We start from the raw sequence: 25,922 nt of genomic DNA, 5'->3' as shown, positions 1-25,922 counted from the left end.
GGTGCTCGATTTGATTAAATACGATCCTGCCCTTTTGGAACAGTGGGACAAGCAGTATGTCTGGCATCCTTTTACCCAGATGCAGCAGTATGCCCGGGAAAAACCTTTGATCATTGCCCGGGGCGAGGGAAGCTACCTTATTGATGTAGAGGGAAACCGCTACCTGGATGGAGTTTCGTCCCTCTGGGTGACCGTACACGGCCACTGTCATCCCGCATTAAACCGGGCCATCAAAGAACAGCTGGATGAAATAGCCCATTCTACCCTGTTGGGTTTGGCCAACGTTCCCTCGATCCTCCTGGCCAAAAAGCTGGTGGAGATTACTCCCCCGGGACTCAGTAAAGTTTTTTACTCCGACGCCGGGGCCACCGCCGTGGAGATTGCCTTAAAAATGGCCTTTCAGTACTGGCAGCAAAAGGAAGGAGGGCGCTTCCGCAGCAAGACGAAGTTCATCTCCCTGGTGGAAGCCTACCACGGGGACACCATTGGTTCGGTCAGCGTGGGCGGCATATCCCTTTTTCACGGTATCTTTAAGCCTCTGCTTTTTGAATGCCTGCATGCTCCCGCTCCCTATTGCTACCGCTGCCCGCTGGAAAGAGAAAGGGAAAGCTGCGGGATGGCCTGTGCGGACCGGCTGGAGGAGTTGTTAAAGGAGCACCATCAGGAGGTTGCCGCTGTGATCATCGAACCCCTGGTTCAGGGGGCCGCCGGGATGATCACCGCACCGGACGGTTTCCTTCGCCGGGTGCGGGAACTATGCACCAGGTATAACGTTCTGCTGATTGCCGATGAGGTGGCGGTGGGTTTCGGCCGGACAGGTCGGCTCTTTGCCTGTGAACACGAAGGGGTTTCTCCCGATTTAATGTGCCTGGCCAAGGGTATTACCGGGGGCTATCTTCCCCTTGCCGCCACCCTGACTACCGATGAGGTTTACAGCGCCTTTCTGGGTAAACCGGAGGAAGGCAAGACCTTTTATCATGGCCATACCTACACGGGCAACCCCCTGGCCTGTGCTGCCGCCCTGGCCAGCATTGAGTTATTTGAAAAGGAAAATTTGCTGGCCGCCCTGCAGCCTAAAATAGAACTGCTGCACCGCAGGCTGGAAGGTTTCTGGGACCTGCCCCATGTGGGGGACATCCGCCAGCGGGGTATGATGGTGGGTATTGAGCTGGTGGCGGATAAGAAGACCAAACAACCTTACCCTAGGGGGGAGCAAGTGGGCCACCGGGTGATCCTGGAGGCCCGCCGGCGGGGGCTGGTTATCCGTCCCCTGGATAATGTGATCGTACTCATGCCCGTACTGACCATGTCGGAAGAGGAGTTAAACCAGGTCCTGGAGATCACTTATGAATCTATAGCCGTGGTCACGGGTAAGTAAAAAGTCACCTAATCCATTTCGTAGTGAGGCCTCCCCTTGCTGAAGGTGACGTGGTGCCGATAGGTGAACAAGGGAAAAGTTCGTCCCAACACCCCATGCCTGGATAATTAGTTGAAAGATAATGTCGCAAAACCAGACACTTGATGGGCGGCGGTCGTCCCTCAAGGAGCGACATTGCGGAGGGCCGGATACGAAACACGGCGCTGCCAGGTTTGCTCCGAGGCAAGCCGATGTTTCGTCCGGCCCGTAGCACGGAGCGACGGGGGACGACCGCCGCTCCGATAGTTATGCGACAGTATCTGAAAATCTTTTGGGGGGTTTTAGCTTATGTGGCAGGAGATAAAAAGTAAGGTTCTGGAAGGGGAGGGCTTAACCCGGGAAGAAGCCTTTGCCCTGGCCGGCTGGCCGCCGGAGAAACTGGGGGAGCTGCTGAACCTGTCCCGGCAGGTACGCCAGCGCTTCGGGGGCCGGGAAGTGGAGCTCTGTTCCATCATTAATGCCCGGTCTGGTCTTTGCAGTGAAGACTGCCGTTTTTGCGCCCAGTCCTCCCGCTACCGGACCGGGGCGAAAACCTATCCTTTGATTGGGCCGGAAGAGGCCCTGGAAAAGGCCCGGCGCATGGAAGCTGCCGGGGCGCGGCGTTTTGCCCTGGTGACCAGCGGCCGGGGCATTGGAGAGCAGGATTTTGGGCGGGTGCTGGACATTTACCGGGTGCTGCGGGCCGAAACCCGCCTGGAACTCTGCGCTTCCCTGGGGATCATTGATGGGGAGAAGGCCCGGCGTTTGAGGGAAGCAGGGGTAACCACCTACCATCACAATCTGGAAACCAGCAGGAGTTATTTTCCTAATATCTGTACCACCCATACCTTTGAGGAGAGGGTGATGACCATCCGGACCGCCCAGGCAGCCGGATTAAAGGTTTGTTCCGGCGGGATCATCGGTATGGGGGAAGTTCTAGCCGACCGTTTGGAAATGGTCCTGGAGCTGCGGGAACTGGGGGTAACATCAGTTCCGGTAAACATTTTAAATCCCATTCCCGGCACGCCCCTGGCCGGGCAAAAGTTCCTGCCGGTCGAGGAGATCTTCAAAACCCTGGCCCTTTTCCGCCTGATTATGCCCCGGGCCGTTTTACGCCTGTGCGGGGGGAGGGAGCCCGGTTTGAGGGAAAAGCAGCAAAAAGCCCTGAAAATGGCCATTAACGGGCTAATGATCGGCAACTATCTCACTACCCGGGGCAATGAAGTACAAGAGGACCTGGACATGATAGCCGCTGCGGGTTTAAGGCTGGCTGCCGGGGGCTGATCCTAAAAAAAGATGTAATTCCGGCGGTTACGCCTTGAGCCTTTCTACCAGTTCCTGATCGGGATCAACGGTAAGGGTGCGCTGTCCGGTGTAGATAACGTAACCGGGACGGGCTCCCCGGGGTTTGTGTACGTTTCTGCGCAGGGTATAATCCACCGGCACGTTTTGCGATTCCCTGGCCCGGCTGAAGTAAGCGGCCAGGGAGGCAGCTTCGACCAGGGTGGTTTGGGGAACGGGTCGTCCACCAGTCCGGATGAGCACGTGGGAACCGGGGATGTTCCTGGTGTGCAGCCAGATATCTTCGTCTTTGGCCAGGCGCAGGGTAAGATAATCGTTTTGCTTGTTGTTCCGTCCAACTAAAATGGTAAAACCATCGGTGGAAGTAAAAACAAGGGGCCGGGGTTTTCCCGGTTCCTTTTTCTTTCCCCTATTTGACGGTTTCAGGTAACCCTGCTCCTCCAGCTCCTCCCTTATCTCCATCAGTTCCGATACGGCTGTGGCCAGGATTATGGACGTTTCCACATCTTTTAAATAATCCAGCTCCCTGCGGGTTTGTTCGATCCGGTTGCTGGTTTCCTCTCTGGTTTGTTTAGCCTTGGTATATTTTTTAAAATAGGCCTGGGCATTTTGCAACGGGCTCAAGCGGGGATCGAGAGAGATGGTTACCATCTTTTTAGATGGATCGTAGAAATTTTCCAGGGTTACCTCGTTAACACCTTTTTTCAGGCGGTACAGGTTGGCCATAAGCAGTTCCCCGGAGATTTTATATTCTTCTGCCTGTTCGGCTTTGGCCAGGGTTTCTTCCTGCAGGGAAAGCTTATGGGATAGGCGGCTCATCTCCCGCCGCACAACGGCGAGCAGGGATTGTTTTTTACTTTTGTAATTCTGCTCCTCTTCTCTGGCGGTATAAAAGAGATCCACCAGTGCATTCATGTTGCCCTGCCGGCGGGAGAAAGCATGGAAGTGAGTTAGATCAAAGGCGGCAAATTCTTTCGGCCTGCCCTGTTCGTCCAAAATCAGGGAAGGCTGGAATTCTCCCCGGGCAATAGCGCCGGCCAGTTGTTTAATTGTTCGCCACAGGGCTACCAGTTCATATTCCCCGCAGTGATCCAGAATAAGGTCTTCTGCCAACCCGGCCCGGTAAAGTATCTCTTTGGCCATCACCTGGCTGATACCATCCAGGATGCGCTGTAAAACATTGGCTACAGGGGTTTCCAGGGGGGCTTCAAGCAACATCTGGCGGAATTCCTCTTCCTTCAATTCCAGAGGATTGAGTTTATGCTGTTCCGGAGGAGGTATGTATAACCGTCCGGGTAAAACCTCCCGGTGGCGGCTCACGGCGTAAGTATAACGTTTAATGGCGTCAATAATTTGTGCTCCGACGGGATTAACCAAAATGATGTTACTGTGCCGCCCCATAATTTCGCAGATAAGTTCTTTTATACAGGGCTCCCCCAGGTCGTCGTGGGTTTGGACCTGAAAAACCAGAACCCGGTCCAGCCCCCGCTGCAGGATTTTCTTGATACGTCCTCCCTCTAGGTGCTTGCGCAAAACCATACAAAACACCGGTGGAGAGGGTGGATTTTCCTTTGCTCGCCCGGTCAAATGTACCCGGGCGTTTTCCGGATGAGCGGAAAGCAGCAGGCGTGCCCGGGTTCCCGGGCGGTGAATGAGCAAATGTACCTCCAGGGGAGAGGGCTGGTATATTTTATCAATACGTCCCCCGAGCAGCTCCCCATCCAGTTCCTTACGTATTGCTGCCATTACCAGTCCGTCAAAGGGCATAAGGAAATTCCTTCTTTCCCAGTCCTCAAGAGCATTTTAATCAGGGATAACATGCTAAAGCCGGTTCATAAACACTTGTTAACAGTTTATCACTCCGGCCGGTGCAGTGCAAGGTGTGGCAGAACCGGGACACGGTGAACAGGAGTACCGCTTGCCAAATTGCCTGGTGCGCAGGCTTCATATGTGAAAGAGTGTGGCCACCCTTTATATCCCGGGGTTATTTTTGCCGGTATACAGGCATAAGCTTAAGTTGGGACAAACTGTAAATGTAGGGGTGAGGGCCAATGCCGGAACAATGGTACTCCTTAACTGGTGAAGAAGTAGCGGCAGTGCTTAAAACAAACCCGCACCGGGGTCTTGACGAGCGGGAAGCCAGGGATAGGATCAGTCGTTTTGGGCCAAATGAACTGACCAGGCAACCCCCGGTACCTTTATGGCGAATATTCATGGAGCAATTTAAGGATTTTATGGTCTTAATTTTGCTGGGAGCTACTGTTATTTCCGGGTTTTTAGGAGAATTCCTGGATGCTGCAACAATTATTATCATTGTAATTATTAATGCCATTTTAGGATGTATACAAGAATACCGGGCAGAGCGCTCCATGGAAGCTTTAAAGCAGCTTACCGCGCCCGAAGCCAGGGTGGTTAGGGAGGGCAATGAGAAAAAGATTCCCGCTGCAACTCTGGTACCCGGTGATGTGGTGCTGCTCGAAGCGGGCGATCGGGTACCGGCAGACCTGCGTTTAATACAGGCGGTAAACCTGGAAATAGAGGAATCCGCTCTAACAGGTGAGTCCCTTCCTGTGAAGAAGAGGGTAGAACCCATTCTGGAAAAGGTTACTCCCGGTGATGCCCGTAATATGGCCTATCAGGGAACAGTGGTAACCCGGGGACGGGGCAGGGGAATTGTGGTGGCAACAGGAATGGCCACCGAAATGGGCCGTATAGCCGGGTTAATTCAAGAGGCTGGTGGTGAAGAGACTCCCCTGCAACGCCGTTTGGCCCAGTTGGGCCGGTGGCTGGTGGCTTTTTGCCTGCTGATTTGTGCTCTGGTGGTGGCGGTGGGTATTTATCGCGGTGAGCCGGCTGGCCAGATGTTCCTGGCGGGGGTTAGCCTGGCTGTGGCGGCCATTCCTGAGGGGTTACCTGCTATTGTCACTGTCGCCCTGGCCATTGGAGTACAGCGCATGATCCGGCGCCGGGCCATAATCCGCAAGCTGCCGGCCGTGGAGACCCTGGGCTGTGCTACAGTAATCTGTTCCGATAAAACCGGAACTTTAACGCAAAATGAAATGACGGTACGCCGGGCAATTATAGGGCAATTTCCCGTTGAATTTACGGGAGAAGGTTATGATCCCAAAGGAGAGGTGGTTACTACTCTTTCTCCCCATACTGAAGAATTTCAATTATTTTTTAAGATTGCTGCTCTGTGCAATAATGCCCTACTTACCCGCAGCGGGGTATCAATAGGGGGGATGTTTCGTACCCTGGCTCGCCGGGAGTCACCTGTATGGTCCATTAATGGTGATCCCACCGAAGGGGCATTGCTGGTTATGGCGGCTAAAGCAGGGTTCTGGCGGGAAGAGCTGGAGCGTTGCGAGCAAAGGGTGATGGAGATTCCTTTTGATTCCGAGCGCAAGCGTATGTCTGTGGCTTATAAGCAAAAGGACGGTACCCTGGCTGCCTATGTCAAGGGAGCTCCCGATGTTGTACTCGAGTTATGCACTCACCATTACCATCACGGTCGAATAATTCCTTTAACTCCTCACCAGAGGGAGGAAATCCTGCGTCAAAATGCCAGCATGGCTTCTGGTGCCTTGCGTGTTCTGGCCCTGGCCTGGCGCAGGTTGGGTCCAAAATCTCCTGAAGAGCTAACAGAGGCAGAAGTAGAACAAAATCTGGTTTTTGTAGGCCTTGCGGGTATGATCGATCCGCCCCGGCCGGCTGCGTTGAGCGCCGTACAGCGTTGTCGCCGGGCCGGAATTAAAGTGGTAATGATTACCGGGGATCATCGCCTTACTGCAGCGGCTGTGGCCAGGGAAATGGGGATACTGGGAGGACAGAGACGTATTATAACTGGACAAGAACTGGATCAGCTGGATGATGATCAATTAAGAAAGGTAGCCGGGGAAGTAGCCGTATACGCCCGGGTTTCACCCCGTCATAAACTGCGCATTGTTCGGGCATTGAAAGAAGCGGGACACATAGTAGCCATGACCGGAGATGGGATTAATGATGCCCCGGCAATTAAAGAGGCAGATATCGGTATCGCCATGGGCATAACGGGTACGGACGTTACCAAAGAAGCTTCTTCCATGGTTCTGGCCGATGATAATTTTACCACCATCGTGGCGGCCATAGAGGAAGGGCGGGGTATTTATGATAATATCCGCAAGTTTATTCGATATCTCCTTTCCTGCAATGTGGGAGAGGTACTGGTTATGTTTTTCGCTGTGCTGGCCGGGCTTCCTCTACCCCTTTTACCCATTCAAATTTTGTGGATGAACCTGGTTACTGACGGTTTGCCGGCCCTGGCTTTAGGGGTGGATCCACCGGATGCCGATATAATGTACCGTTTGCCCCGGCACCCCCGGGAGAGCATTTTTGCTCACGGTCTGGCCTGGCGTATCCTGGGTAGCGGATTAACCATTGGTGTGTGTACCTTGCTGGTCTTTGCCGGTGTTCATGTTTTCAGTCAGGGCTGCCTGGAGCTTGCTCGAACCATGGCTTTTAATACTCTGGTATTTTCCCAGTTGTTTTTTGTCTTTACCTGTCGTTCGGAAAAGCATACCATTTGGGAAATAGGGTTATTCTCCAATCCTCATTTGCTCATGGCCGTTCTCTGTTCTATATCTTTACAGCTGGCGGTTACCTATGTTCCTTATTTACAGCCGGTATTTCATACTGTACCCCTAAATCTAACACACTGGTTACTAATAATTTTGATCTCCCTGGCTCCACCTTTATTGAATACCGTCTACAGGCACCTGCAGTTGCGGGCCAGGGAAAAAGTTATGTATATTAAAGTATAGGGACCAAATTTTTAATCTTTTGCAGGAAAACCACTATATAAGGCGAAGTAATAATTTTGTCCTTTCAAGGTTGGGAAATAATTTATTAAAGGGGTACCGTCTCCAGGAACAGAAGACGGGTATTGTACCTCTAATGAGGAGGGCTTTCCTGCTTGGAATTTTTTAAAATGCATGGCCTGGGGAACGACTTTATTCTGGTGGACCTGACTAAACAGGAATGGCCGGAGGGAAGAGATTTACCGGAATATGCCCGGCGCTTATGTCATCGCCACCGGGGCATTGGAGCTGACGGGCTGGTGCTAATCCGTCCCAGCCCCAATGCCGATGTTTTTATGCAAATCATCAATTCTGATGGCACTGAGGCAGAAATGTGTGGCAACGCCATCCGTTGCGTGGCTAAATATCTCTACGAACGGGGCGGGATTGAAAAAGAAGTGATGCATATTGAAACCCGGGCCGGAGTAATGATTCCCCGCCTGTTGGTGGAAAAGGGACGGGTGGCAGCAGTGCAGGTAAACATGGGTATTCCCCGTTTGGAAAGGGAGGAAATACCCATGATTGGCCCGGGGGGGATGGTGATCAATGAACCCCTGGTTCTTGAAGGACAGACCTTTTATATAACTGCCGTTTCTATGGGTAATCCCCACTGTGTGCTTTTTGTACCCGATGTAGAACAGGTAGACCTGTACGGTTTGGGGCCCAAACTGGAAAATCACCCCTCTTTCCCTCGAAAAACTAACGTCGAATTTGTGCAGGTTTTAAGCAGGGATGAGGTTAAGGTGAGGGTTTGGGAGCGGGGTGCCGGACCTACCCTGGCCTGCGGTACAGGTGCCTGTGCCACTGTGGTGGCAGGTGTGCTGAACAACCTGACGGGTCGTAAGGTCATGGTTCACCTTCCGGGAGGAACCCTGGACATTGAATGGGGAGAAGATGGACATCTTTTTATGACGGGACCGGCAGAAGAAGTATTTTGCGGTCATATTCCCTGTGTCTAGAAAAAGGAGGTATCAATTTTGCGATTTGAACAAGCACAACGCCTGAAAAATTTATCCCCCTATCTCTTTGCCCGCGTGGAACGGTTGATTGAGGAAAAAAAAGCTGCCGGTGTAGACATAATAAGCCTGGGGATAGGCGATCCTGACCAACCTACTCCAGATCATATTATTGAGGAACTGATTAAAGAGGCCCGTAATCCGGCCAATCACCAGTATCCATCTTCTGTCGGGATGCTCTGCTACCGGCAAGCGGTTGCTAGCTGGTATGCCAGGCGGTTCGGGGTACAATTGAATCCTGAGACCGAAGTGGTTGCCCTTATCGGTTCCAAGGAAGGTATTGCTCATATTTCCTGGTGCTACTTGAACCCCGGGGATACGGTGCTGGTACCAGACCCGGGTTATCCTGTTTATGCCGGAGGAGCTATTCTGGCCGGGGCAGTTCCCTATTACATGCCATTAAAGGCTGAGCGGGGGTATCTCCCTGATCTGGCTTCTATCCCCACAGAAGTGGCCCGCCGGGCGAAAATGATATTTATCAACTATCCCAACAACCCTACAGGTGCGGTAGCTGACGAAGCATTCTTTGCGGAAGTGGTTGCTTTTGCCCGGGAATTTAACGTGCTGGTTTGTCACGATGCTGCTTACACGGAAATAGCTTTCGATGGTTACCGCGCGCCCAGCTTTTTGCAGGTTCCCGGTGCCAAAGAGGTGGGTATAGAGTTTGGCTCCGTTTCCAAACCCTTTAATATGACTGGCTGGCGGATAGGTTGGGCTGCAGGTTGTCCTGAGGTTATCGAGGCACTGGGTCGCCTGAAATCCAACCTGGATTCCGGGCAATTTCAGGCCATCCAGTATGCTGCCATGGCAGGATTAAATGGTTCGCAGGAAGTTATCAGCCGGGTAAACGAACTTTACCGTGAGCGCAGGGATATCCTGGTGGAAGGTTTGAATTCTCTGGGCTGGAAACTGGAAAAACCAAAAGCAACTTTTTATATCTGGGCTCCCGTTCCCACCGGGTATACCAGCGAATCTTTTGCGGAGCTGGTACTGGAAAGAACCGGGGTGGTAATAACGCCAGGTACCGGTTATGGTGCCAACGGGGAAGGTTATTTCCGGATATCTCTAACTGTAGACACCGCCCGTTTAAAGGAAGCGGTGGAACGGTTAAAGAGTAATCTCGGGCCGGTCAAATTCTAAACTACTGCAGGAGATGATCAACTGTGAGGCTGGCAGACAGGGCTAAAAACATCAGTCCCTCACCCACTCTGGCCATCGATGCCCGGGCCAAGAAAATGATTGCTGCCGGGGAAAAGGTGATTAATTTTGGTGCTGGTGAGCCGGATTTCGATACTCCAGAACATATAAAAGAGGCGGCCATGGCCGCTATCCGTATGGGAAAGACCAGATATACCCCGGTGGGTGGTATTCTGGAATTAAGGGAAGCCATTGTAAAAAAACTGAAGGTTGATAACGGCCTGGATTACACCACAGACCAGATAGTGGTTTCTGTGGGGGCCAAGCATTCACTTTATAACGCCATGATGGTGCTCCTGCAACCGGGAGATGAGGTTATCCTGCCGGCACCTTATTGGGTTACTTACCTGGAGCAAATAAAGCTTGCTAGTGCCGTACCTGTAATTATCCAGACCAGCCAGGAAAACGGCTTTAAATTGACGGCTGAGCAGCTTCGTTCGGTCATCAGTCCCCGTACCAGGATGGTCATTTTAAACTCTCCCGGTAACCCAACCGGGGCGGTATACAGCAGGGATGAATTGTTGGAGCTCGGGAAAGTAATTGAAGAATTCGGCCTGGTAGTCATTTCCGATGAAATATATGAAAAGCTGATCTATGATGATTACCGCCATATTAGTATAGCCTCTTTGAGCCCGGCCTTAAAAGAACTGACTGTGATTATCAACGGCATGTCCAAGGCTTACGCCATGACGGGATGGCGCATTGGTTATGCTGCTGCTCCTGCGGAAGTGGCTAAAGCTATGGTTGATTTACAAAGCCATTCCACGTCCAACCCTACCTCTATTGCTCAGGCGGCCAGTGTGGCGGCTCTAACCGGAACCCAGGAACCCTTAAAGGAGATGGTGGCGGAGTTCCGGCGGCGGCGCGATTACATGCTTCAGCGCTTGAACGCCATGCCGGGGATTTCCTGTAGCACTCCCCATGGAGCCTTTTATGTTTTTCCTTCAATAGCCGGGTATATTGGTCGTCAGTATAAGGGAAGGCGAATAAACGGCGCCAGTGATCTGGCCAGCCTTCTCCTGGATGAAGTTAAAGTGGCGGTGGTTCCCGGAGTGGCTTTTGGTGATGACCGCTGCTTCCGTCTTTCCTATGCCACTTCCATGGAAAATATTGAGGAAGGGCTTAACCGCATTGAACAGTTTATCTCCCGGATTGATTAAGGGGAACGAAATCGTTCCCCTTGCTCTAACATTTATAAGGAAAGGAGCAGGATTTGTTGCTTAAAAGCATGACCGGTTTCGGCCGGGGTGAAGCATACGGGGAGAGCAAGAAATTTACGGTGGAACTTAAATCCGTCAATCATCGTTTTTGCGAAGTTATACTGCGCTTACCCCGAAATATGGTTTCCCTGGAGGATCGGGCCAGAAGGCTAATTCAATCCCGCATCTCCCGCGGAAGGATAGACGGTTACTTTTCGGTGGAGGAATGCAGTGAGCAGGAGCCGGTTGTAAAAGTTGACAAAGCCCTGGCAGCATCGTATTATAAGGCAATGGAAGAATTAAAGGTAACCCTGGGTTTAACTGATCCTGTTACCATCCAGCATCTGATTAACCTGCCGGGGTTACTGGTGTTGGCTGAACCCGAGGAAGAGGTTGAAACCTGGTGGCCTGTTATTTCCCAGGCCATCGAACAGGCTCTGGATAGTTTGATGGAAATGCGCCTGGCCGAAGGTAAGCAACTAAAAATGGATTTGATCCGTCGCCTGGAAAGAATTGCAGAAATAAACGGGCAAATAAAGGCCAGGGCGCCAGAGGTGGTAACAGAATACCACGAACGCTTGCTACAAAGAATAAGGGAATGGTTGCCAGATATTCCACTGGATCAGAACCGGCTGGCCATGGAGGTAGCCATCTTTGCCGAACGCTCTAATATTACTGAAGAAGTGGTACGGCTGGCCAGCCATATAAGTCAATTTCGCGAATTACTGGAGAAAGGTAGCCCCGTTGGTCGCAAGCTGGATTTTTTGATTCAGGAGATGAACCGGGAAATCAACACCATTGCCTCCAAGGCTCCTGATATTGAGATTAGCCAGATGGTAGTAGAGGTAAAAAGTGAACTGGAGAAAATGCGGGAGCAGGTTCAAAATATTGAATAATCCCGTGACGGGGGGGAAAGTAATGGACATTAGACTGATAAATATTGGCTTTGGTAATATTGTTTCGGCGAATCGTATTGTGGCCATTGTCAGCCCTGAATCAGCTCCCATTAAACGCATTATCAATGAGGCGCGCGATCAGGGCAAGCTTGTCGATGCTACTTACGGGCGTCGTACCAGGGCGGTAATTATCACCGATAGCGATCATGTAATTCTCTCTGCTGTACAGCCGGAGACGGTGGCCCATCGTCTGGTTAACAAGGAGAGTACATCAGCCCAGCTGGAAGAGCGAGCGGATGAATAACTATGAAAGCTGAGGGTATATTGATGGTGTTATCCGGCCCTTCGGGGGCCGGTAAGGGCACCGTTTGCCGGGCTTTGCTGGAAAAGCAACCGGGCATTCACCTCTCCATCTCCGCTACGACCAGGAAGCCACGGGCAGGGGAAGTGGACGGAGTTAATTATTTTTTTGTATCCCGGGAAAAATTCCAGCAAATGGTTGATGCTGGAGAATTGCTGGAATGGGCAGAGGTTTACGGCAACTATTACGGTACACCTTTGAAGGCTGTGAAAGATGCCCTGGCCAGGGGTGAGGACGTGCTCCTGGAGATCGATGTCCAGGGGGGATTGCAGGTAAAAAAGAAATTTCCCTCGGCAGTGCTGGTTTTTCTCCTCCCTCCTTCACGGGCTGTACTGGTTGAACGTCTTACCGGCCGGGGTACGGATTCTGCCGAAGAAATTCAGCGGCGATTACACTGGGCCAATACGGAGTTGGGTTTCCTTAAACGTTACGATTATGTGGTGATTAACCGGCAGGTAGAAGAGGCTGTTGCTACTCTGCAAGCCATTATTTTAGCTGAAAAATGTCGTCCCCAGCGCCTGAAAATAGATGAAAGCTGGGGTAATTTAAGTGACTTCTAGAATAAAATACCGGTAGTGCGGGGGATGGCTGTGAATCAACCTTCTCTGGATGAATTAATGAAGAAAGTTGATAGCCGTTATACGCTGGTCGTGGTGGTGGCAAAAAGGGCGAGAATGTTAACCGAAAAGGGTGAGGAGGATGACCCGGTAACCAAACCGGTTACCAGGGCACTGCATGAGGTAGTACAGGGGCAAATTCGTTACCGGCGGACCAAACATGGAGTTAAGTGAGATGAGAGGAGAAGAAGGTATGCTTTCAGGTAAATCCGTTATCCTGGGTGTAACCGGGGGAATTGCCGCTTATAAAGCTGCCGAACTGGCTAGTGCCCTCGTTAAAACCGGTGCCCTGGTAGATGTAGTCATGACACGGGCCGCACAGGAGTTTGTGCAACCCCTAACTTTTACTGCACTAACAGGTAGACCGGTATATACCGCTCTTTTCGGTCATCTTCCTGACGGTGAAACTATTCCCCATGTTGAGCTGGCCAGGAAGGCCGATTTAATTGTCATAGCGCCAGCGACGGCAAATGTTCTGGCCAGGCTGGCTTATGGTCATGCCGATGATCTTTTAAGCACCCTGGTTTTGGCGGCAACCTGTCCTGTGCTCCTGTGCCCGGCCATGAATGTTCAGATGTATGCTCATCCGGCGGTACAACAAAACCTCAAACGGCTTGCTGAATTGGGTTACCATATTATTGAGCCAGCTGAAGGCCGTCTGGCCTGTGGTGCGGAGGGTAGGGGACGTTTGCCGGCTCCCGAAATCATTCTGGAATACATTGAGGGATTATTATCTTCACCGGCTGATTTCAAGGGATTGAAAGTCCTGGTTACTGCCGGGGGAACCAGGGAGCCGGTGGACCCGGTACGCTACATTTCTAACCGCAGCTCAGGTAAAATGGGGTATGCCCTGGCGGCGGCGGCCTTACAGCGTGGGGCTACGGTTACCCTCGTATCAGCTCCCACCAGTTTGAGCCCGCCTGCAGGGGTGGAACTGGTTTCCGTTGAGACTGCTCAACAAATGTATGAAGCAGTAATGGAACGATTTCCTGCGCAGGATATAGTGATTAAAGCAGCGGCGGTGGCTGACTATCGTCCCAAAATAGTGGCCAGCCACAAAATAAAAAAGCAGGAAGGAACCCTGCTTCTTGAACTGGAAAAGAACCCCGATATACTGTATGAATTGGGGCAACGAAAAAAACCAGATCAAACTCTGGTAGGATTTGCTGCTGAAACTGAGGAACTGGAAAAAAATGCTCATCATAAACTGCACGCTAAAAATTTGGATTTGCTCGTAGCCAACGATGTAACGCGGCCGGGGGCGGGTTTCGGTAGTGATACCAATATTGTTAAATTGTTTTACCGTGATGGTCGCATTCAATCCTTACCGCTAATGGATAAGAAAACGCTGGCACACCGCATTCTCGATGCTATTAGAGAACTTCGTTCTACCGGGAATAGCTACAGTTAGATATTTTACCATAAGGTTAAAAATATTTGCTGTCCTTCTTTGGTGGCTTTAACCAGCTCACAATGGCGCAGGACGGCAAATTGTCTTTCCAGTTCCCATGGGGGCAGATTTAAAAAGCTGGCCACCTCTTCTTTGGTTACTTTCCCTTTTTCTTTAATGTATGCATAAATTTTTTGTTGAAGTGGGGTCAAACCTGCCGTACCTGTTTGTCCCAATTGTTTTCTGGTAGCTGTGGCACTGGCTACAGCAGTCGGGTCACAGGGTTTTGGAGGCTGGAGGGCGGCAATATAACAGTCCTCACATAGAGTTTGCCCGTAATAATCATAGCTGTCCTGGGGCAGTATTTCTTCCTGGCATCTGGCACATTTCATGGAAAATCAACTCCCTTAACAAAATTATTTATAATTTCTCTAAACCTTCCTGCAACTTGGTCAGCAGGCGGATAAGGGTTTCCTTTTCTTCGGGGTTTAAACTGGCTGTGGCCTGCTTCAGTAAATTCATGTGCAGAGGTAAAACTCCGTGAATAAGCTGTACAGCCCGGGGAGTAAGTTGAGCGCGAATCACGCGCCGGTCTTTAGGATCAACCGCCCGAACCACCAGCCCGTCCCTTTGTAAGCGATCAATCAGTCCGGTAATATTGGCCCGGCTTACCAGCATGCGCTCCCCCAGTTCGGAAAGGGGGAGGCCTTCTTCCCCTGCATAGTAAAGTTCCATTAGAGCATTAAATTTGGGCTGGGAGAGGTTAAAATGGGCCAAATGCCTGGCCAGCAGGTCTTCAAGCAGATCCATGGTTCGGGTTAGCTCAATCACGGTGCGTACGGCCAGATAACCTTCTCCCTGGATTTGATTGTTTTCTGGAGGCAAGAAAAATCCTCCCATTCAAAAGTATTCCGTACTTTAATTGTAAATATATTAAATATTTTCGTCAATGGCTGATCCCATTTTTTATGGCCTGGTTTTCAGAATGGTTCCCCGGGGTGTATCTTTTTCGTTTTCCGGGTAGTAAAATATACCAGGGGTGATTTGCCATGTTTCTCCATCCCTGGTTTTCCATACCTCAGCATTCACATGGGGATAAGTGGCGCCAGAATGACAGGGTTGACATCAGGCTCGGGGAGATGAACATGATTATGAGCCGGCGCAGTAAACTGGATGTGCCGGCGGAGTTTGCAGCCTTTATTCCAAGGGCTGAGATACGGCGCCGTTATTATAGCAATGGTGAGCTGGTTCAGGAAGAAGAATTTATCTTAAATAGTATTACCATTACCCATGCACCCCGTTTTCCTGCGCAGGAAAGTCGTTCACCCGCGCTGATGAGTGATAAAAATGCCATAACAGGTGACTCGCCGGTTAATAAAACTAATTACCAGGAAAGAAGGAGTAAAAAAATCCCGGAAGTTTCTGTTCCACCTCCGGGAGAATGTATACCCCGTTTAAAGTTCGGCGGCAGGGAGAGATAAGGTTTGCAAGCGGAAGTGCTGGTGTCTATAGCTCACCATCAGGTGGACAAGGTTTTTTATTATAATATACCTCCATCCCTGGCGGGCAGGGTTCAGGTTGGCAGCCGGGTACTGGTACCCTTTGGCCGTCGAAAAATAGAAGGTTATGTAGTTGGTCTTAACCCGGCACCAAATCAAGAAGAATTAAAAGATCTGGCTGCCCTGCTGGATGAAGATCCCATTTTTACTCCCCTTCAGCTGGCACTTGCCCGCTGGATGGCGGCGTATTACCTCTGCCCCACAGTGAAGGCCTTGCGGGCAATTATCTGGCCTTTACTTCAGATAAAGGGGCCGAAAAAGGTAAAAGGATTGTGGCCTGCAGTTTGCGGTAATGTTCCCGATCCCCGTCGTGCTCCTAAGAGCGCAGCAGTATGGGAGGTTATTCAGGCCCGCCCCGGCCTCACCAGGAAAGAGCTGGCAGAGGCGGCCGGTGTTTCTCCGCGAGTGGTGGACTCCATGGTGGCCAGGGGGCTTTTAGCCAGCAAGGAACGCATTGAACTCAGAGATCCGTGCCGGAACCTGCCTGAAAAAAGGAGTGTTCCGCCCGTTCTTTATGAAGAGCAGTTGCGGGCGGTAAAAAAAATTATTGAGGCACTGGATAAAAAGGACGGGCGGCATGTTTTTTTACTTCACGGGGTAACGGGTAGCGGGAAGACAGAGGTTTACCTTCAGGCTATTGCCGCAGCTCTTAACCGGGGGAAGCAGGCCATTGTACTGGTTCCGGAAATTGCTCTGACCCCACAGATGATTGATTTATTCAGGAGTCGTTTTGGCCATCAGGTGGCTGTTCTGCATAGTCGCCTTTCTGACGGGGAAAGATATGATGAATACCATCGCCTGCGTACGGGAGAGGCGAAGGTGGTTCTGGGAGCTCGTTCGGCTATTTTTTCCCCCCTGGAAAAACCGGGTTTAATCATTTTAGATGAGGAGCACGAGCCTTCTTACAAACAGGAGGAAAGCCCCCGTTATCATGCCCGGACGGTAGCCCTGCGTTTGGCCGGATATACCGGGGCAGTGGTGGTTCTGGGCAGTGCAACGCCTTCTTTGGAATCTTATTGCCAGGCTGCTGGTGGGGGAACGTATCAGTTGCTGGAATTGAACCAGCGGGTGGGCGAGCTTACCTTGCCTTCCGTTCATCTTATCGATTTGCGCCGGGAGCTACGAAAGGGAAATAAGGGGATTTTTTCCGGAGTTCTTCAGGAAGCCATAGCCGATCGTCTGTCCCGCCGGGAGCAGGTCATCCTTTTTTTGAACCGGCGGGGTTATTCCACGCTGGTAGTATGCCGGGAATGCGGGTTAGTTTTGAAATGCCCCCACTGTGATATTTCCCTTACCTATCATGCCAGCGGGCGGCTGCGCTGTCACTACTGCAATTACAGTGTAATGGCTCCTTCTTTATGTCCCGGTTGTGGTAGCCATTATGTAGCTTACCTGGGCATGGGAACCCAGAAGGTGGAACAGGAAATCCGTCGCTTATTCCCTGCGGCCCGTGTTCTGCGCCTGGATAGCGATACGGTAGGCCGGCGTGGCGCGCACAGGGAAATCATAGAAACTTTTCGCGAGGGTGAAGCGGACATTCTGGTAGGTACTCAGATGGTTGCCAAAGGTCTGGATATTCCCGGCGTGACCCTGGTGGGGGTAATTAATGCTGATATTTCCCTTCATATGCCTGATTTTCGGGCAAGTGAGCGTACTTTTCAATTGCTCACCCAGGTAGCAGGTCGATCAGGACGGGGCAAAAAAAAGGGAGAAGTAATGATCCAGACCTATTCCCCGGAACACTATGCTATAACCTGTGCCCAAAACCATGATTACCGGGGATTTTACCGCCGGGAAATGGCCTTGAGACGGGCTCTGGGTTACCCTCCTTTTACGCATCTTGCCCGGTTGCTGGTTACAGGGAAATTGGAAAGGGAGGTTCAGGAGGCAGCAGATTTCCTGGCGCAGGCAGTTCGAACCACAAACGCGCCTGTAGAGTTGCTGGGACCAGCTCCTGCTCCCATCGGCCGGATTAAAGATCGTTACCGCTGGCATCTGGTTTTAAAAGCTCCAGTTCAAAATTTTTTACGGGAAGCGGCTACAGCTGCGATGAACGGTTTTTACAATATGAGTAATTATCGCCGGGTACAAGTTTCCGTAGATATTGCTCCACAGAGTATGATGTAATTGGGGAGGTTTTAAAAATGGCAGTTTTTAAGATTGTACTTTTTGGAGATGAGATTTTACGGGAAAAAGCTAAACCGGTTACCAAAATTACCCCCAATATTCACAAGCTCCTGGACAACATGAAGGATACCATGTATCATGCCCGGGGGGTGGGGCTGGCTGCGCCCCAGATTGGAGTTTCCAAACGGGTGATTGTGGTAGACACCGGGGAAGGCTTGATTGAACTAATTAATCCTGAAATAGTGGAGGCCCGGGGAGAAGATACTGATACTGAAGGATGTTTAAGTTTGCCCAATGTGGTAGGTGAAGTAACCAGGGCCGCTGAGGTGCGGGTTAAAGGAATGGACAGGTACGGAAATGCGGTAGAACACCATGCCCGGGGGTATCAGGCCAGGGCGTTGCAGCATGAAATTGATCACCTGGATGGTATACTATTTATCGACCGGGCTGTGCGTATTCGACGCATCAATCCAGGGTCATGATTGGAAGAGGGGAAAAATTATGCGTGTCGTATTTATGGGCACACCGGACTTTGCAGTGCCCGCTTTGCATGCCCTGGTAAATGCAGGGTATCCGGTGGTAGGGGTAGTTACCCAGCCCGACCGCCCCAGGGGGAGGGGTGGGCGAATACAGCCCCCTCCAGTAAAGCAAGCTGCTCTGCGTATGGGATTACCAGTTTTGCAGCCTGTGCGGGTGAGGGATGATTATTTTATCGAACAGCTTAGAGAACTTAAGCCGGATATAATTGTGGTAGCGGCTTACGGGCAGATCCTGCCACCTTCCATACTTTACCTTCCGCCCAGGGGTTGTGTTAATATTCATGCTTCTTTATTGCCGCGCTACCGGGGGGCAGCTCCTATTCACCGGGCAATTATGAACGGAGAAAGGGAAACCGGTGTTACCATTATGCTTATGGATGAAGGCCTGGATACGGGTGATATTCTTTTGCAACAGGCCGTGTCAATTGAGGAAACAGATAACGCCGGGGTGCTCCATGATCGGCTTGCCCTGCTGGGGGCGGAACTTTTGCTAAAGGCTCTCCAACTTTTAAAACAGGGTAATCTCCGGAGACGTCCTCAGGAGGACAGCCTGGCCACTTACGCACCACCTTTAACCCGGGAAGATGAAATAATCAACTGGGAGAGAGCGGCCCGGGACTTATATAACCAGATCCGGGGACTGGACCCCTGGCCTGGCGCCCGAACCTGGTGGGAAGGAAAGGTTTTAAAAGTATGGCGGGTGTCGATAAAGGGAGAAGGCAATCCAGTAAAAGGAGTGATTCCCGGCCAGGTGGTTACCGCAGGTGAAGAGGTGCTGGTGGCTACAGGAAAGGGTTATTTATCTTTACAGGAGGTACAGCTGCAGGGAGGGCGACGTTTACCGATCGCAGATTTTTTACGCGGCCATAACCTGGTTCCAGGAACGGTTCTGGGTCGGTGAAGGGCGATGAATACCCATAAGCGGCTTTTTTTAGGTCTTTTAGGAGCCAGCCTGTTACTGGTAGCATTTTTGGCGGTAGGCACCTGGTACTTGATTTTTAATCCGGCCCGTTCCCTGGCCTATCAGGTAATCCTCTTGATCATGGTTTTTCTTCTGGCAGGGATTTTCTTCTTGGCTTTAAGTGGTCTGGCAGGAATAGTAATTACCTTGCTGGCAGCCCGTGCCTTTGAGCCCCTGCAGGCGCCAATACGAATAGCTGTAAATTTATTTTTTCCCGTAGCCCTTGTCCTTGGTCGGTTATTACGTATAGATCCTGACCGGATAAAGAAATCATTTATTGAAGTTAATAACCAGATGGTACAGGCCAGAAACCTCAGGGTACCTCCGGAAGAACTGCTATTGCTTGTACCCCATTGCCTGCAATACAGTGAATGCCCGTATAAAATTACAGTTCACATGGATAACTGCCGCCGCTGCGGCAGGTGCTGTATAAGTAAGTTACTGGATTTAAGAGATAGATATGGATTTAATATGGGTCTGGCTACGGGAGGTACCCTGGCTCGTAAATACGTGCGGGAATACCGGCCCCGGGCAATTGTAGCTGTAGCTTGCGAACGGGATCTGGTCAGCGGCATTTTGGATAGCAATCCCATTCCTGTTCTGGGGGTGACCAATGAACGTCCCTTTGGCCCCTGTTTTAATACCTCTGTTTCCGTACCTTCAGTGGAAAGAGCAATCCGGTACTTTTGCGGCTCGAATAAGGGGTGATAAGTGTTGGATCGGGTAAATGCCCGGGAAGTAGCCTTAAAAGTTTTATATGCCGTGGATCAGGAACAGGCTTATGCCAACCTGGCCCTGGATCGTATTCTGGAACACTACCGTCCGGGTAAGCTGGATCGGGCTTTCGCAACTGAACTGGTATATGGTGTCCTGCGCCGTTTAAATACCATTGACTGGCTTTTGGGTCATTTTTTACATCAGCCCCTGGCTTCCCAGAATCCGTGGATACGTAATATACTTCGCCTGGGTGCTTACCAAATAATTTACCTGGAACGGGTTCCTGATGCAGCTGCATGCAACGAATCCAGTGAACTGGCCCGCCGCTACGGTCATGCAGGGGCGGTAGGTTTTGTAAACGGTGTCTTGCGCAACCTGGCCCGCAGGGGTAAAAACATACCCTTTCCCGATTTAAATGATGATCCGGTTGCCCATATTGCACTGCGCTACTCTCACCCATCCTGGCTTGTACAGCGGTGGCTGGAGGAATTTGGCGTGGATGAAACCGTTGCTCTTTGCCAGGCCAATAATGATCCTGCTCCCAACACAATCCGAACGAATACCCTGAAGAACACCAGGCAGGAACTTAAACAACGGTTATGGAAGGAAGGTGTAGCAGCTGAATGCACTTCCTACGCTCCGGAAGGGTTAAAGATAGCTGGATTTCCCACCCTGCATAATTTTACGCCTTTTAAAGAAGGCCTTTTTATGGTTCAAGATGAAAGTTCCATGCTGGTCGGACATGCTCTATCACCTTACCCGGGAGCGCGAGTCCTGGATGCAGCGGCCGCTCCCGGTACTAAAACAACTCACCTGGCTCAATTGATGAATAACCAGGGAGAAATAACTGCTCTGGATATTCACCCTCATAAAATTAAATTAATAGCTGCCAATTGCCGTCGTCTGGGTATTACCTGCGTCAGGGCCGTATCGGCGGATGCCCGTTACCTCGACCATGGTATGGACCCGTGGGATTTTATCTTGCTGGACGCACCCTGTTCCGGCCTGGGGGTACTGCGCCGGCGACCCGATGCTCGCTGGCGCAAAACCAGGGCTTCCATTGAGGAAATGACAATTCTGCAAAGGGAGATGCTGGAAGGGGTGGCCCCTCATTTGAAACCAGGCGGGATACTGGTATACAGTACCTGCACCATAACCAGGGAAGAAAATCTTGATCAGGTAAATGAATTTCTAGCCCGTCATCCTGAGTTTTCTTTGGAGGACCTTTCCCCATATTTGCCTTCCGGCCTGGATTTCCAGAAAACCCTCTCCCGTGGTTATATTCAGTTATTACCACACCGGCATGGAATGGATGGGTTTTTTATTGCTCGCTTCCGGAAGAAGCTCCCTGTATAACATGTATTCGCAGAATGGCGCTTTATCAAATTTTTTTCCCGGGGGTATGGTATAATATAGTGATGGAAGAAGATGTCGACGGAAAACGGGGCCGTGTTTATGATGAGCATAAATTTGAAAGATCTAACCTTTGACCAGATAAAGGAATTTTTATCCTCCCTGGATCAACCGCCGTACAGGGCATCGCAGCTTGCTCGCTGGCTTTTTCAAAGGTGCTGTCAGTCCTGGGAGGAAATGACAGATCTCCCCCGGGATTTGCGGGTTAAGTTACAAGATATGGTTCAATTAAAAAACCTTACATTAATGCAAAAACAGGTATCATTGCGGGGGGATACTGTAAAATACCTGTACCGTCTGGTGGACGGCCAGGCAATAGAGAGTGTTTTAATGCGCTATCATTATGGTTGTACTGCCTGTATTTCAACTCAGGTAGGTTGTCGCATGGGATGCCGCTTTTGTGCTTCTACTGCTGGTGGTTTTATTCGCAATCTTTCCCCCGGCGAAATGTATGATCAAGTATTAGCCATGCAATTTGATTTCGGTGAAAAAATCAATCACGTAGTTTTGATGGGTTCCGGGGAACCACTGGATAATCTGGATAACGTACTAATTTTTTTGGACCACATTCATGCTCCTTACGGCTTGCATATTGGGTACCGCCATATAACCATCTCCACCTGCGGGATAGTCCCGGGAATTTTAGAGTTGTCCCGGCGTCGCCTGCCGGTGACCCTGGCCGTTTCGCTACATGCACCTAACGATAAATTGCGTAGTCACCTTATGCCCGTTAACCGGCGTTACCCCCTGGGAGAACTTATCCCTGCTTGTCGCGAGTATGTAAAACGCACCGGCCGGCGTATTACTTTCGAGTACGCCCTGTTATCCGGGGTAAATGATAGTCCGCGCTTTGCTGAGGAACTTGTCCGGTTGGTAAAGGACCTGCTATGTCATATTAATCTTATACCCGTAAACCCTGTAAGCGGGAAAAAGTTTTCCCGACCTCCGGCTACCCGTGTAAAATATTTTAAAAACATACTGGAAAGGGCCGGTCTTGCGGTAACGGTTCGCCGGGAACTGGGCAGTGATATTGATGCTGCTTGCGGGCAGCTGCGGCGCCGTGTCCTGGGTTTGTTATAAGTGGGGGAGGGACCCAGAATGGGACTCTTTTCCGGCCTGGAAGGTAGTTTGGAAAGGTACATAGAAGGCTTTTTCCGTGATAAATTTAAAGGCCGGGTCCAACCTGTGGAAATGGCCAAAAGATTGGCCCGGGAAATGCGTGACCGGAAGCGGATAAGTATCACCCGGGTTTATGTACCCAATGAGTTCACCATTTATTTACATACCGAGGATTATCGGGCTGTTTCTTCCATAACACCTTATCTGATCCGGGAGTTGCAGGATTACCTGGCCAGGAAAGCAGAGGAAAAAAATTTTACCCTGGTTGCTCCTCCAAAAGTGGAAATTCAGGAAGATGCCACGGTTCCGGAAGGACAGATGCGCATTGAAGGTCGTTTTGGGGAAGCAATACATATTCCTGGCGAAGAAGAGCCTGGCCCGGTGGGTGACGGGGAAGAGGAACTCGAGAATACTCTGGAATATCAGCCGGTTAAAAATACCGCGCCGGCATCGGCAGTTCCCGCAGGCCTAAAAGCACGCCTGGTGGTTAAGGCTGGTCCACAGGCGGGAAAAGTTTTCCCTCTTCAGCCTGCTACCATGGTTATAGGCCGTCGTGATACCTGTGATGTGATTCTCACTGATAACAGTGTCTCCCGGCGCCATGCCCAGCTGGAGTACCGGGGCGGAGAGTTTGTGATTACGGATTTGGGCAGCACCAATGGTGTTTATATAAATGGCGTTCGGGTACATACCAAAGTCCTGGTACCAGGTGATACCATAAAAATGGGAACTACCCTTTGTGTTTTTGAGGTGGAATGAATTGGCAGGTATTTTATTAACCATCCTGCGCTATCTTTTTCTGTTTCTCCTTTATGCCTTTTTATTTGTGGTTGTACGCTATATGTTCCGGGGCCTGCATAAGGAGCACTCATTTATAACCGTCCCTGATACTTTCGGTGAGGGCGGTGCCAGGGAGACCAATATTCTTCCTGGTTCCCGGGATAAAAGTGTTCCCAAAGCTGGCGCGCGGCTGGTGGTTCTGGCCAGTCCCAATTCACGATTGGGAAAAGGAACTAGTTTTTATCTAGGGGAAAAGGTTACCCTGGGCCGTGGAGAGCATAACGACGTAGTAATTCCTGACCCCTTTTCTTCGCATGAGCATGCAGTAATTTACATGCATGGACATCAGTACTGGATACAGGATCTGGGCAGTTTGAATGGTACCTACCTTAACGAGGTGCGCCTGGACCGGCCCACCGTTCTGGCCGATGGTGATTGTTTGCGTATCGGTAATGTAACCTTTCAGTTTGTGAGGTGGGCTTATGAAGTGGAGTCAGGCCAGTGATGCTGGACTTGTAAGACAGGTAAATGAGGACAGCATGTGCGTTGAGCCCGGGTTGGGGCTATTTGCTGTTGCCGATGGAATGGGTGGTCATCAAGCAGGAGAAATTGCCAGCCGAACGGCCATCAATGAGCTGGTACGTTTTCTTAAAGCACATTATCCCTTTCCACGTGATCCGGGATCATTGCTGTTGCAGGGGATACAGGAGGCCAACCGTCTGGTTTATCAGTTATCTTTTAGTAATCCAGGTTATCGAGGTATGGGTACAACTTTGACCGCCGCTCTGGTAAAAAATGAATACCTGTACCTGGCTCATGTAGGAGATAGTCGTGTATACCTGTTGCGTAAGGGTAAAATGCACCAGCTTACAGAAGATCACTCCCTGGTTGGAGAGCTGGTTCGCCTGGGCGGGATCAGTGAAGAACAGGCTCGCAATCACCCCCGGCGCAATATTCTAACCCGTGCACTGGGTATCGAACCGAGGGTAGAAGTGGATGGAGCCCGGGTGAAAATCCAGAAAGGCGATAAAATCATCCTGTGTACTGATGGCCTGACGGTACACCTGTCACCTCAAGACATTCTTATGCTCCTGCAGGAAAACCCTGATCCGGATAGGGCTGTAAGTAAACTGATTCAGGCTGCACTTAATAGAGGTGGCAGTGATAATATTACAGTCATCCTACTGGCGGTGGATTGAAAATGACTCTTTCCGCGGCATCCCGATTAAGGGCTGTCGAACGAAAATTGCTTTATTGGGTAAGTGCTTACCTGCTAATAGGAGCCGGGACACTTTACCTCTGGAAGCCTTTGCTGCCTGCGTTAGTGGTGCTGGCAGGTGCGCTAATTGCCATGATAGGTTTCTGGATCCTGCACCTTTTCTGGTGCCGGTTCAATTTTGCTGCGGATCCCTTTTTGCTGCCACTGGTCGCTTTTTTTTCCTCTACCAGCCTTATTTTCCTTTACCGTCTGAACCCGGCTTATGCAGAACGGCAATTTGTATGGTTAATGACCAGCCTTTTTGCTCTGTGGGTAGTGACCCGCTACTTTCTTCATTATCGACTACTGGCGGAATATAAGTATATTTATGCTCTGGCTGGAATAATAGGCCTTTTATTGCCCATCTTTTTTGGTATCGAGCAGGGAGGAGCAAAAAGCTGGCTGGATCTCGGTTTTTTCCAGGTGCAGCCTTCAGAATTTGTAAAAATCCTGCTGGTGCTCTTTTTGGCTGCCTTTCTGGCCGAAAACCGGCTTGCCCTGGCAGAAGGAACTCAAAGAATTTGGGGAATTACCCTGCCCGCCCCGCAGGAATGGGGGCCCATGCTGATTATGTGGGGTATTTCCCTCTTGCTTTTAATTTTTCAAAAAGATCTGGGTGCCGCTTTAATTTATTTTACTACATTTTTGGCCATGGTTTACGCCAGTACGGCACGGGTAGCTTATGTTTGCCTGGGTGGAGCGCTTTTTTTAGCCGGGGCAGCAGCAGCTTATTCTCTGTTTGAACATGTTCGATTGCGTATTGAGATCTGGCTTGATCCCTGGCAACAGGCGGAAGCCGCCGGTTATCAGGTTGTCCAGTCCCTTTTTGCCCTGACGGCCGGTGGCATAACCGGAACGGGGCTGGGTGCAGGGATGCCCCAGTTTATACCTGCGGTACATACCGATTTCATTTTTGCGGCCATAGCAGAGGAATTGGGCCTGGCCGGAAGCCTTGGTTTGATAATGATTTATATGCTTTTTGTTTACCGCGGGTTTTTAATTGCTCTGGCTGCTAAAGATGATTTCGCCTGCCTTTTAGCGGCCGGGTTCACGGCTTTGATGGGGCTGCAAACCTTCATTATTATTGCTGGAGTAATTAAATTATTGCCCCTGACGGGGATTACACTGCCTTTTCTTAGTTACGGGGGAAGCTCTCTGGTGGCCAATTTTATTATTTTAGGGTTTTTATTAAATATCTCCCACGAAGTGCAAATAACTTCAGGCCGCTCATAAAAGAGCC

The 25,922-nt window shown here is 50.7% G+C and carries 25 protein-coding genes; 22 read left to right on the top strand and 3 right to left on the bottom strand.

Annotated elements, in window-relative coordinates:
• Positions 1 to 10 precede the first annotated feature (10 nt).
• Together bioA and bioB are read left to right on the top strand one after the other, a co-directional pair.
• Entirely contained in the window at positions 11 to 1,378 is a 1,368-nt protein-coding gene (bioA, locus tag BR83_RS0107075; RefSeq protein WP_114679203.1) for an adenosylmethionine--8-amino-7-oxononanoate transaminase, read from the top strand.
• A gap of 327 nt (positions 1,379 to 1,705) precedes the next feature.
• On the top strand, positions 1,706 to 2,680 hold the full coding sequence (gene bioB / locus BR83_RS0107070) for a biotin synthase BioB (protein ID WP_027356500.1): 975 nt from the start codon (positions 1,706 to 1,708) through the stop codon (positions 2,678 to 2,680).
• A gap of 27 nt (positions 2,681 to 2,707) precedes the next feature.
• Here bioB and BR83_RS0107065 read toward each other — a convergent pair whose 3' ends face one another.
• Entirely contained in the window at positions 2,708 to 4,465 is a 1,758-nt protein-coding gene (locus BR83_RS0107065) for an Rqc2 family fibronectin-binding protein (protein WP_027356499.1), read from the bottom strand.
• A 284-nt stretch (positions 4,466 to 4,749) separates the two neighbouring features.
• Here BR83_RS0107065 and BR83_RS0107060 point away from each other — a divergent pair, with 284 nt between their 5' ends.
• The 9 genes from BR83_RS0107060 (at position 4,750) to coaBC (ending at position 14,230) form a co-directional block, all read left to right on the top strand.
• A complete protein-coding gene (locus BR83_RS0107060; protein WP_027356498.1) occupies positions 4,750 to 7,497 on the top strand; it encodes a calcium-transporting P-type ATPase, PMR1-type in 2,748 nt (915 codons plus the stop codon).
• A gap of 152 nt (positions 7,498 to 7,649) precedes the next feature.
• The gene (gene dapF / locus BR83_RS0107055) at positions 7,650 to 8,492 is read left to right on the top strand and encodes a diaminopimelate epimerase (RefSeq protein WP_027356497.1); all 843 of its coding nucleotides are present in this window, start codon (positions 7,650 to 7,652) and stop codon (positions 8,490 to 8,492) included.
• A gap of 18 nt (positions 8,493 to 8,510) precedes the next feature.
• Complete coding sequence (locus BR83_RS0107050; protein ID WP_027356496.1) at positions 8,511 to 9,689, top strand: LL-diaminopimelate aminotransferase; 1,179 nt, start codon at positions 8,511 to 8,513, stop codon at positions 9,687 to 9,689.
• Positions 9,690 to 9,712: 23 nt separating this feature from the next.
• Complete coding sequence (locus BR83_RS0107045; protein ID WP_027356495.1) at positions 9,713 to 10,906, top strand: pyridoxal phosphate-dependent aminotransferase; 1,194 nt, start codon at positions 9,713 to 9,715, stop codon at positions 10,904 to 10,906.
• Positions 10,907 to 10,962: 56 nt separating this feature from the next.
• Complete coding sequence (locus tag BR83_RS0107040; protein ID WP_027356494.1) at positions 10,963 to 11,841, top strand: YicC/YloC family endoribonuclease; 879 nt, start codon at positions 10,963 to 10,965, stop codon at positions 11,839 to 11,841.
• Between the two features lie 22 nt (positions 11,842 to 11,863).
• Positions 11,864 to 12,145 (top strand): extracellular matrix/biofilm regulator RemA, encoded by a 282-nt coding sequence (remA, locus tag BR83_RS0107035; RefSeq protein ID WP_027356493.1) that lies wholly within the window; start codon positions 11,864 to 11,866, stop codon positions 12,143 to 12,145.
• Positions 12,146 to 12,147: 2 nt separating this feature from the next.
• Positions 12,148 to 12,762 carry a guanylate kinase gene (gmk, locus tag BR83_RS0107030; RefSeq protein WP_027356492.1) on the top strand — a complete coding sequence of 205 codons (615 nt, stop codon included), beginning with the start codon at positions 12,148 to 12,150 and terminating at the stop codon, positions 12,760 to 12,762.
• A 30-nt stretch (positions 12,763 to 12,792) separates the two neighbouring features.
• Entirely contained in the window at positions 12,793 to 12,993 is a 201-nt protein-coding gene (gene rpoZ / locus BR83_RS0107025; RefSeq protein ID WP_027356491.1) for a DNA-directed RNA polymerase subunit omega, read from the top strand.
• Positions 12,994 to 13,012: 19 nt separating this feature from the next.
• Complete coding sequence (gene coaBC / locus BR83_RS0107020) at positions 13,013 to 14,230, top strand: bifunctional phosphopantothenoylcysteine decarboxylase/phosphopantothenate--cysteine ligase CoaBC (protein ID WP_027356490.1); 1,218 nt, start codon at positions 13,013 to 13,015, stop codon at positions 14,228 to 14,230.
• Between the two features lie 5 nt (positions 14,231 to 14,235).
• Here the strand turns inward: coaBC and BR83_RS0107015 are convergent, their stop codons facing one another.
• Positions 14,236 to 14,601 carry a hypothetical protein gene (locus BR83_RS0107015; protein ID WP_027356489.1) on the bottom strand — a complete coding sequence of 122 codons (366 nt, stop codon included), beginning with the start codon at positions 14,599 to 14,601 and terminating at the stop codon, positions 14,236 to 14,238.
• Positions 14,602 to 14,629: 28 nt separating this feature from the next.
• On the bottom strand, positions 14,630 to 15,094 hold the full coding sequence (locus tag BR83_RS0107010) for a MarR family winged helix-turn-helix transcriptional regulator (RefSeq protein WP_242655802.1): 465 nt from the start codon (positions 15,092 to 15,094) through the stop codon (positions 14,630 to 14,632).
• 164 nt (positions 15,095 to 15,258) lie between these two features.
• Here BR83_RS0107010 and BR83_RS16370 point away from each other — a divergent pair, with 164 nt between their 5' ends.
• From BR83_RS16370 to BR83_RS0106955, 11 genes are all read left to right on the top strand, one after another.
• Positions 15,259 to 15,690 carry a hypothetical protein gene (locus BR83_RS16370; protein ID WP_051617997.1) on the top strand — a complete coding sequence of 144 codons (432 nt, stop codon included), beginning with the start codon at positions 15,259 to 15,261 and terminating at the stop codon, positions 15,688 to 15,690.
• Between the two features lie 3 nt (positions 15,691 to 15,693).
• On the top strand, positions 15,694 to 17,895 hold the full coding sequence (priA, locus tag BR83_RS0107000) for a primosomal protein N' (protein ID WP_027356487.1): 2,202 nt from the start codon (positions 15,694 to 15,696) through the stop codon (positions 17,893 to 17,895).
• Between the two features lie 17 nt (positions 17,896 to 17,912).
• A complete protein-coding gene (gene def, locus BR83_RS0106995) occupies positions 17,913 to 18,377 on the top strand; it encodes a peptide deformylase (RefSeq protein WP_027356486.1) in 465 nt (154 codons plus the stop codon).
• A gap of 19 nt (positions 18,378 to 18,396) precedes the next feature.
• A complete protein-coding gene (gene fmt / locus BR83_RS0106990; protein ID WP_027356485.1) occupies positions 18,397 to 19,335 on the top strand; it encodes a methionyl-tRNA formyltransferase in 939 nt (312 codons plus the stop codon).
• 6 nt (positions 19,336 to 19,341) lie between these two features.
• Positions 19,342 to 20,103 (top strand): DUF116 domain-containing protein, encoded by a 762-nt coding sequence (locus BR83_RS0106985; protein WP_027356484.1) that lies wholly within the window; start codon positions 19,342 to 19,344, stop codon positions 20,101 to 20,103.
• A gap of 6 nt (positions 20,104 to 20,109) precedes the next feature.
• Positions 20,110 to 21,468: a 16S rRNA (cytosine(967)-C(5))-methyltransferase RsmB gene (gene rsmB / locus BR83_RS0106980; protein WP_027356483.1), complete on the top strand. Its 1,359-nt coding sequence runs from the start codon at positions 20,110 to 20,112 to the stop codon at positions 21,466 to 21,468.
• 99 nt (positions 21,469 to 21,567) lie between these two features.
• Positions 21,568 to 22,605 carry a dual-specificity RNA methyltransferase RlmN gene (gene rlmN / locus BR83_RS0106975; RefSeq protein ID WP_027356482.1) on the top strand — a complete coding sequence of 346 codons (1,038 nt, stop codon included), beginning with the start codon at positions 21,568 to 21,570 and terminating at the stop codon, positions 22,603 to 22,605.
• An 18-nt stretch (positions 22,606 to 22,623) separates the two neighbouring features.
• Positions 22,624 to 23,403 (top strand): FhaA domain-containing protein, encoded by a 780-nt coding sequence (locus tag BR83_RS0106970; RefSeq protein WP_027356481.1) that lies wholly within the window; start codon positions 22,624 to 22,626, stop codon positions 23,401 to 23,403.
• Between the two features lies 1 nt (position 23,404).
• On the top strand, positions 23,405 to 23,929 hold the full coding sequence (locus tag BR83_RS0106965; RefSeq protein WP_034634686.1) for an FHA domain-containing protein: 525 nt from the start codon (positions 23,405 to 23,407) through the stop codon (positions 23,927 to 23,929).
• Positions 23,907 to 24,623, top strand: coding sequence for a Stp1/IreP family PP2C-type Ser/Thr phosphatase (locus tag BR83_RS0106960; RefSeq protein WP_027356479.1), 717 nt, complete (start codon positions 23,907 to 23,909; stop codon positions 24,621 to 24,623). The genes BR83_RS0106965 and BR83_RS0106960 overlap by 23 nt, the downstream gene beginning before the upstream one ends.
• Positions 24,624 to 24,625: 2 nt before the next feature.
• Complete coding sequence (locus BR83_RS0106955) at positions 24,626 to 25,915, top strand: FtsW/RodA/SpoVE family cell cycle protein (RefSeq protein ID WP_027356478.1); 1,290 nt, start codon at positions 24,626 to 24,628, stop codon at positions 25,913 to 25,915.
• Positions 25,916 to 25,922 lie beyond the last annotated feature (7 nt).

The organism is Desulfofundulus thermocisternus DSM 10259 (genome assembly GCF_000686645.1).
Classification (GTDB): domain Bacteria; phylum Bacillota; class Desulfotomaculia; order Desulfotomaculales; family Desulfovirgulaceae; genus Desulfofundulus; species Desulfofundulus australicus.
This window is presented reverse-complemented; position numbering and strand designations above follow the sequence as displayed.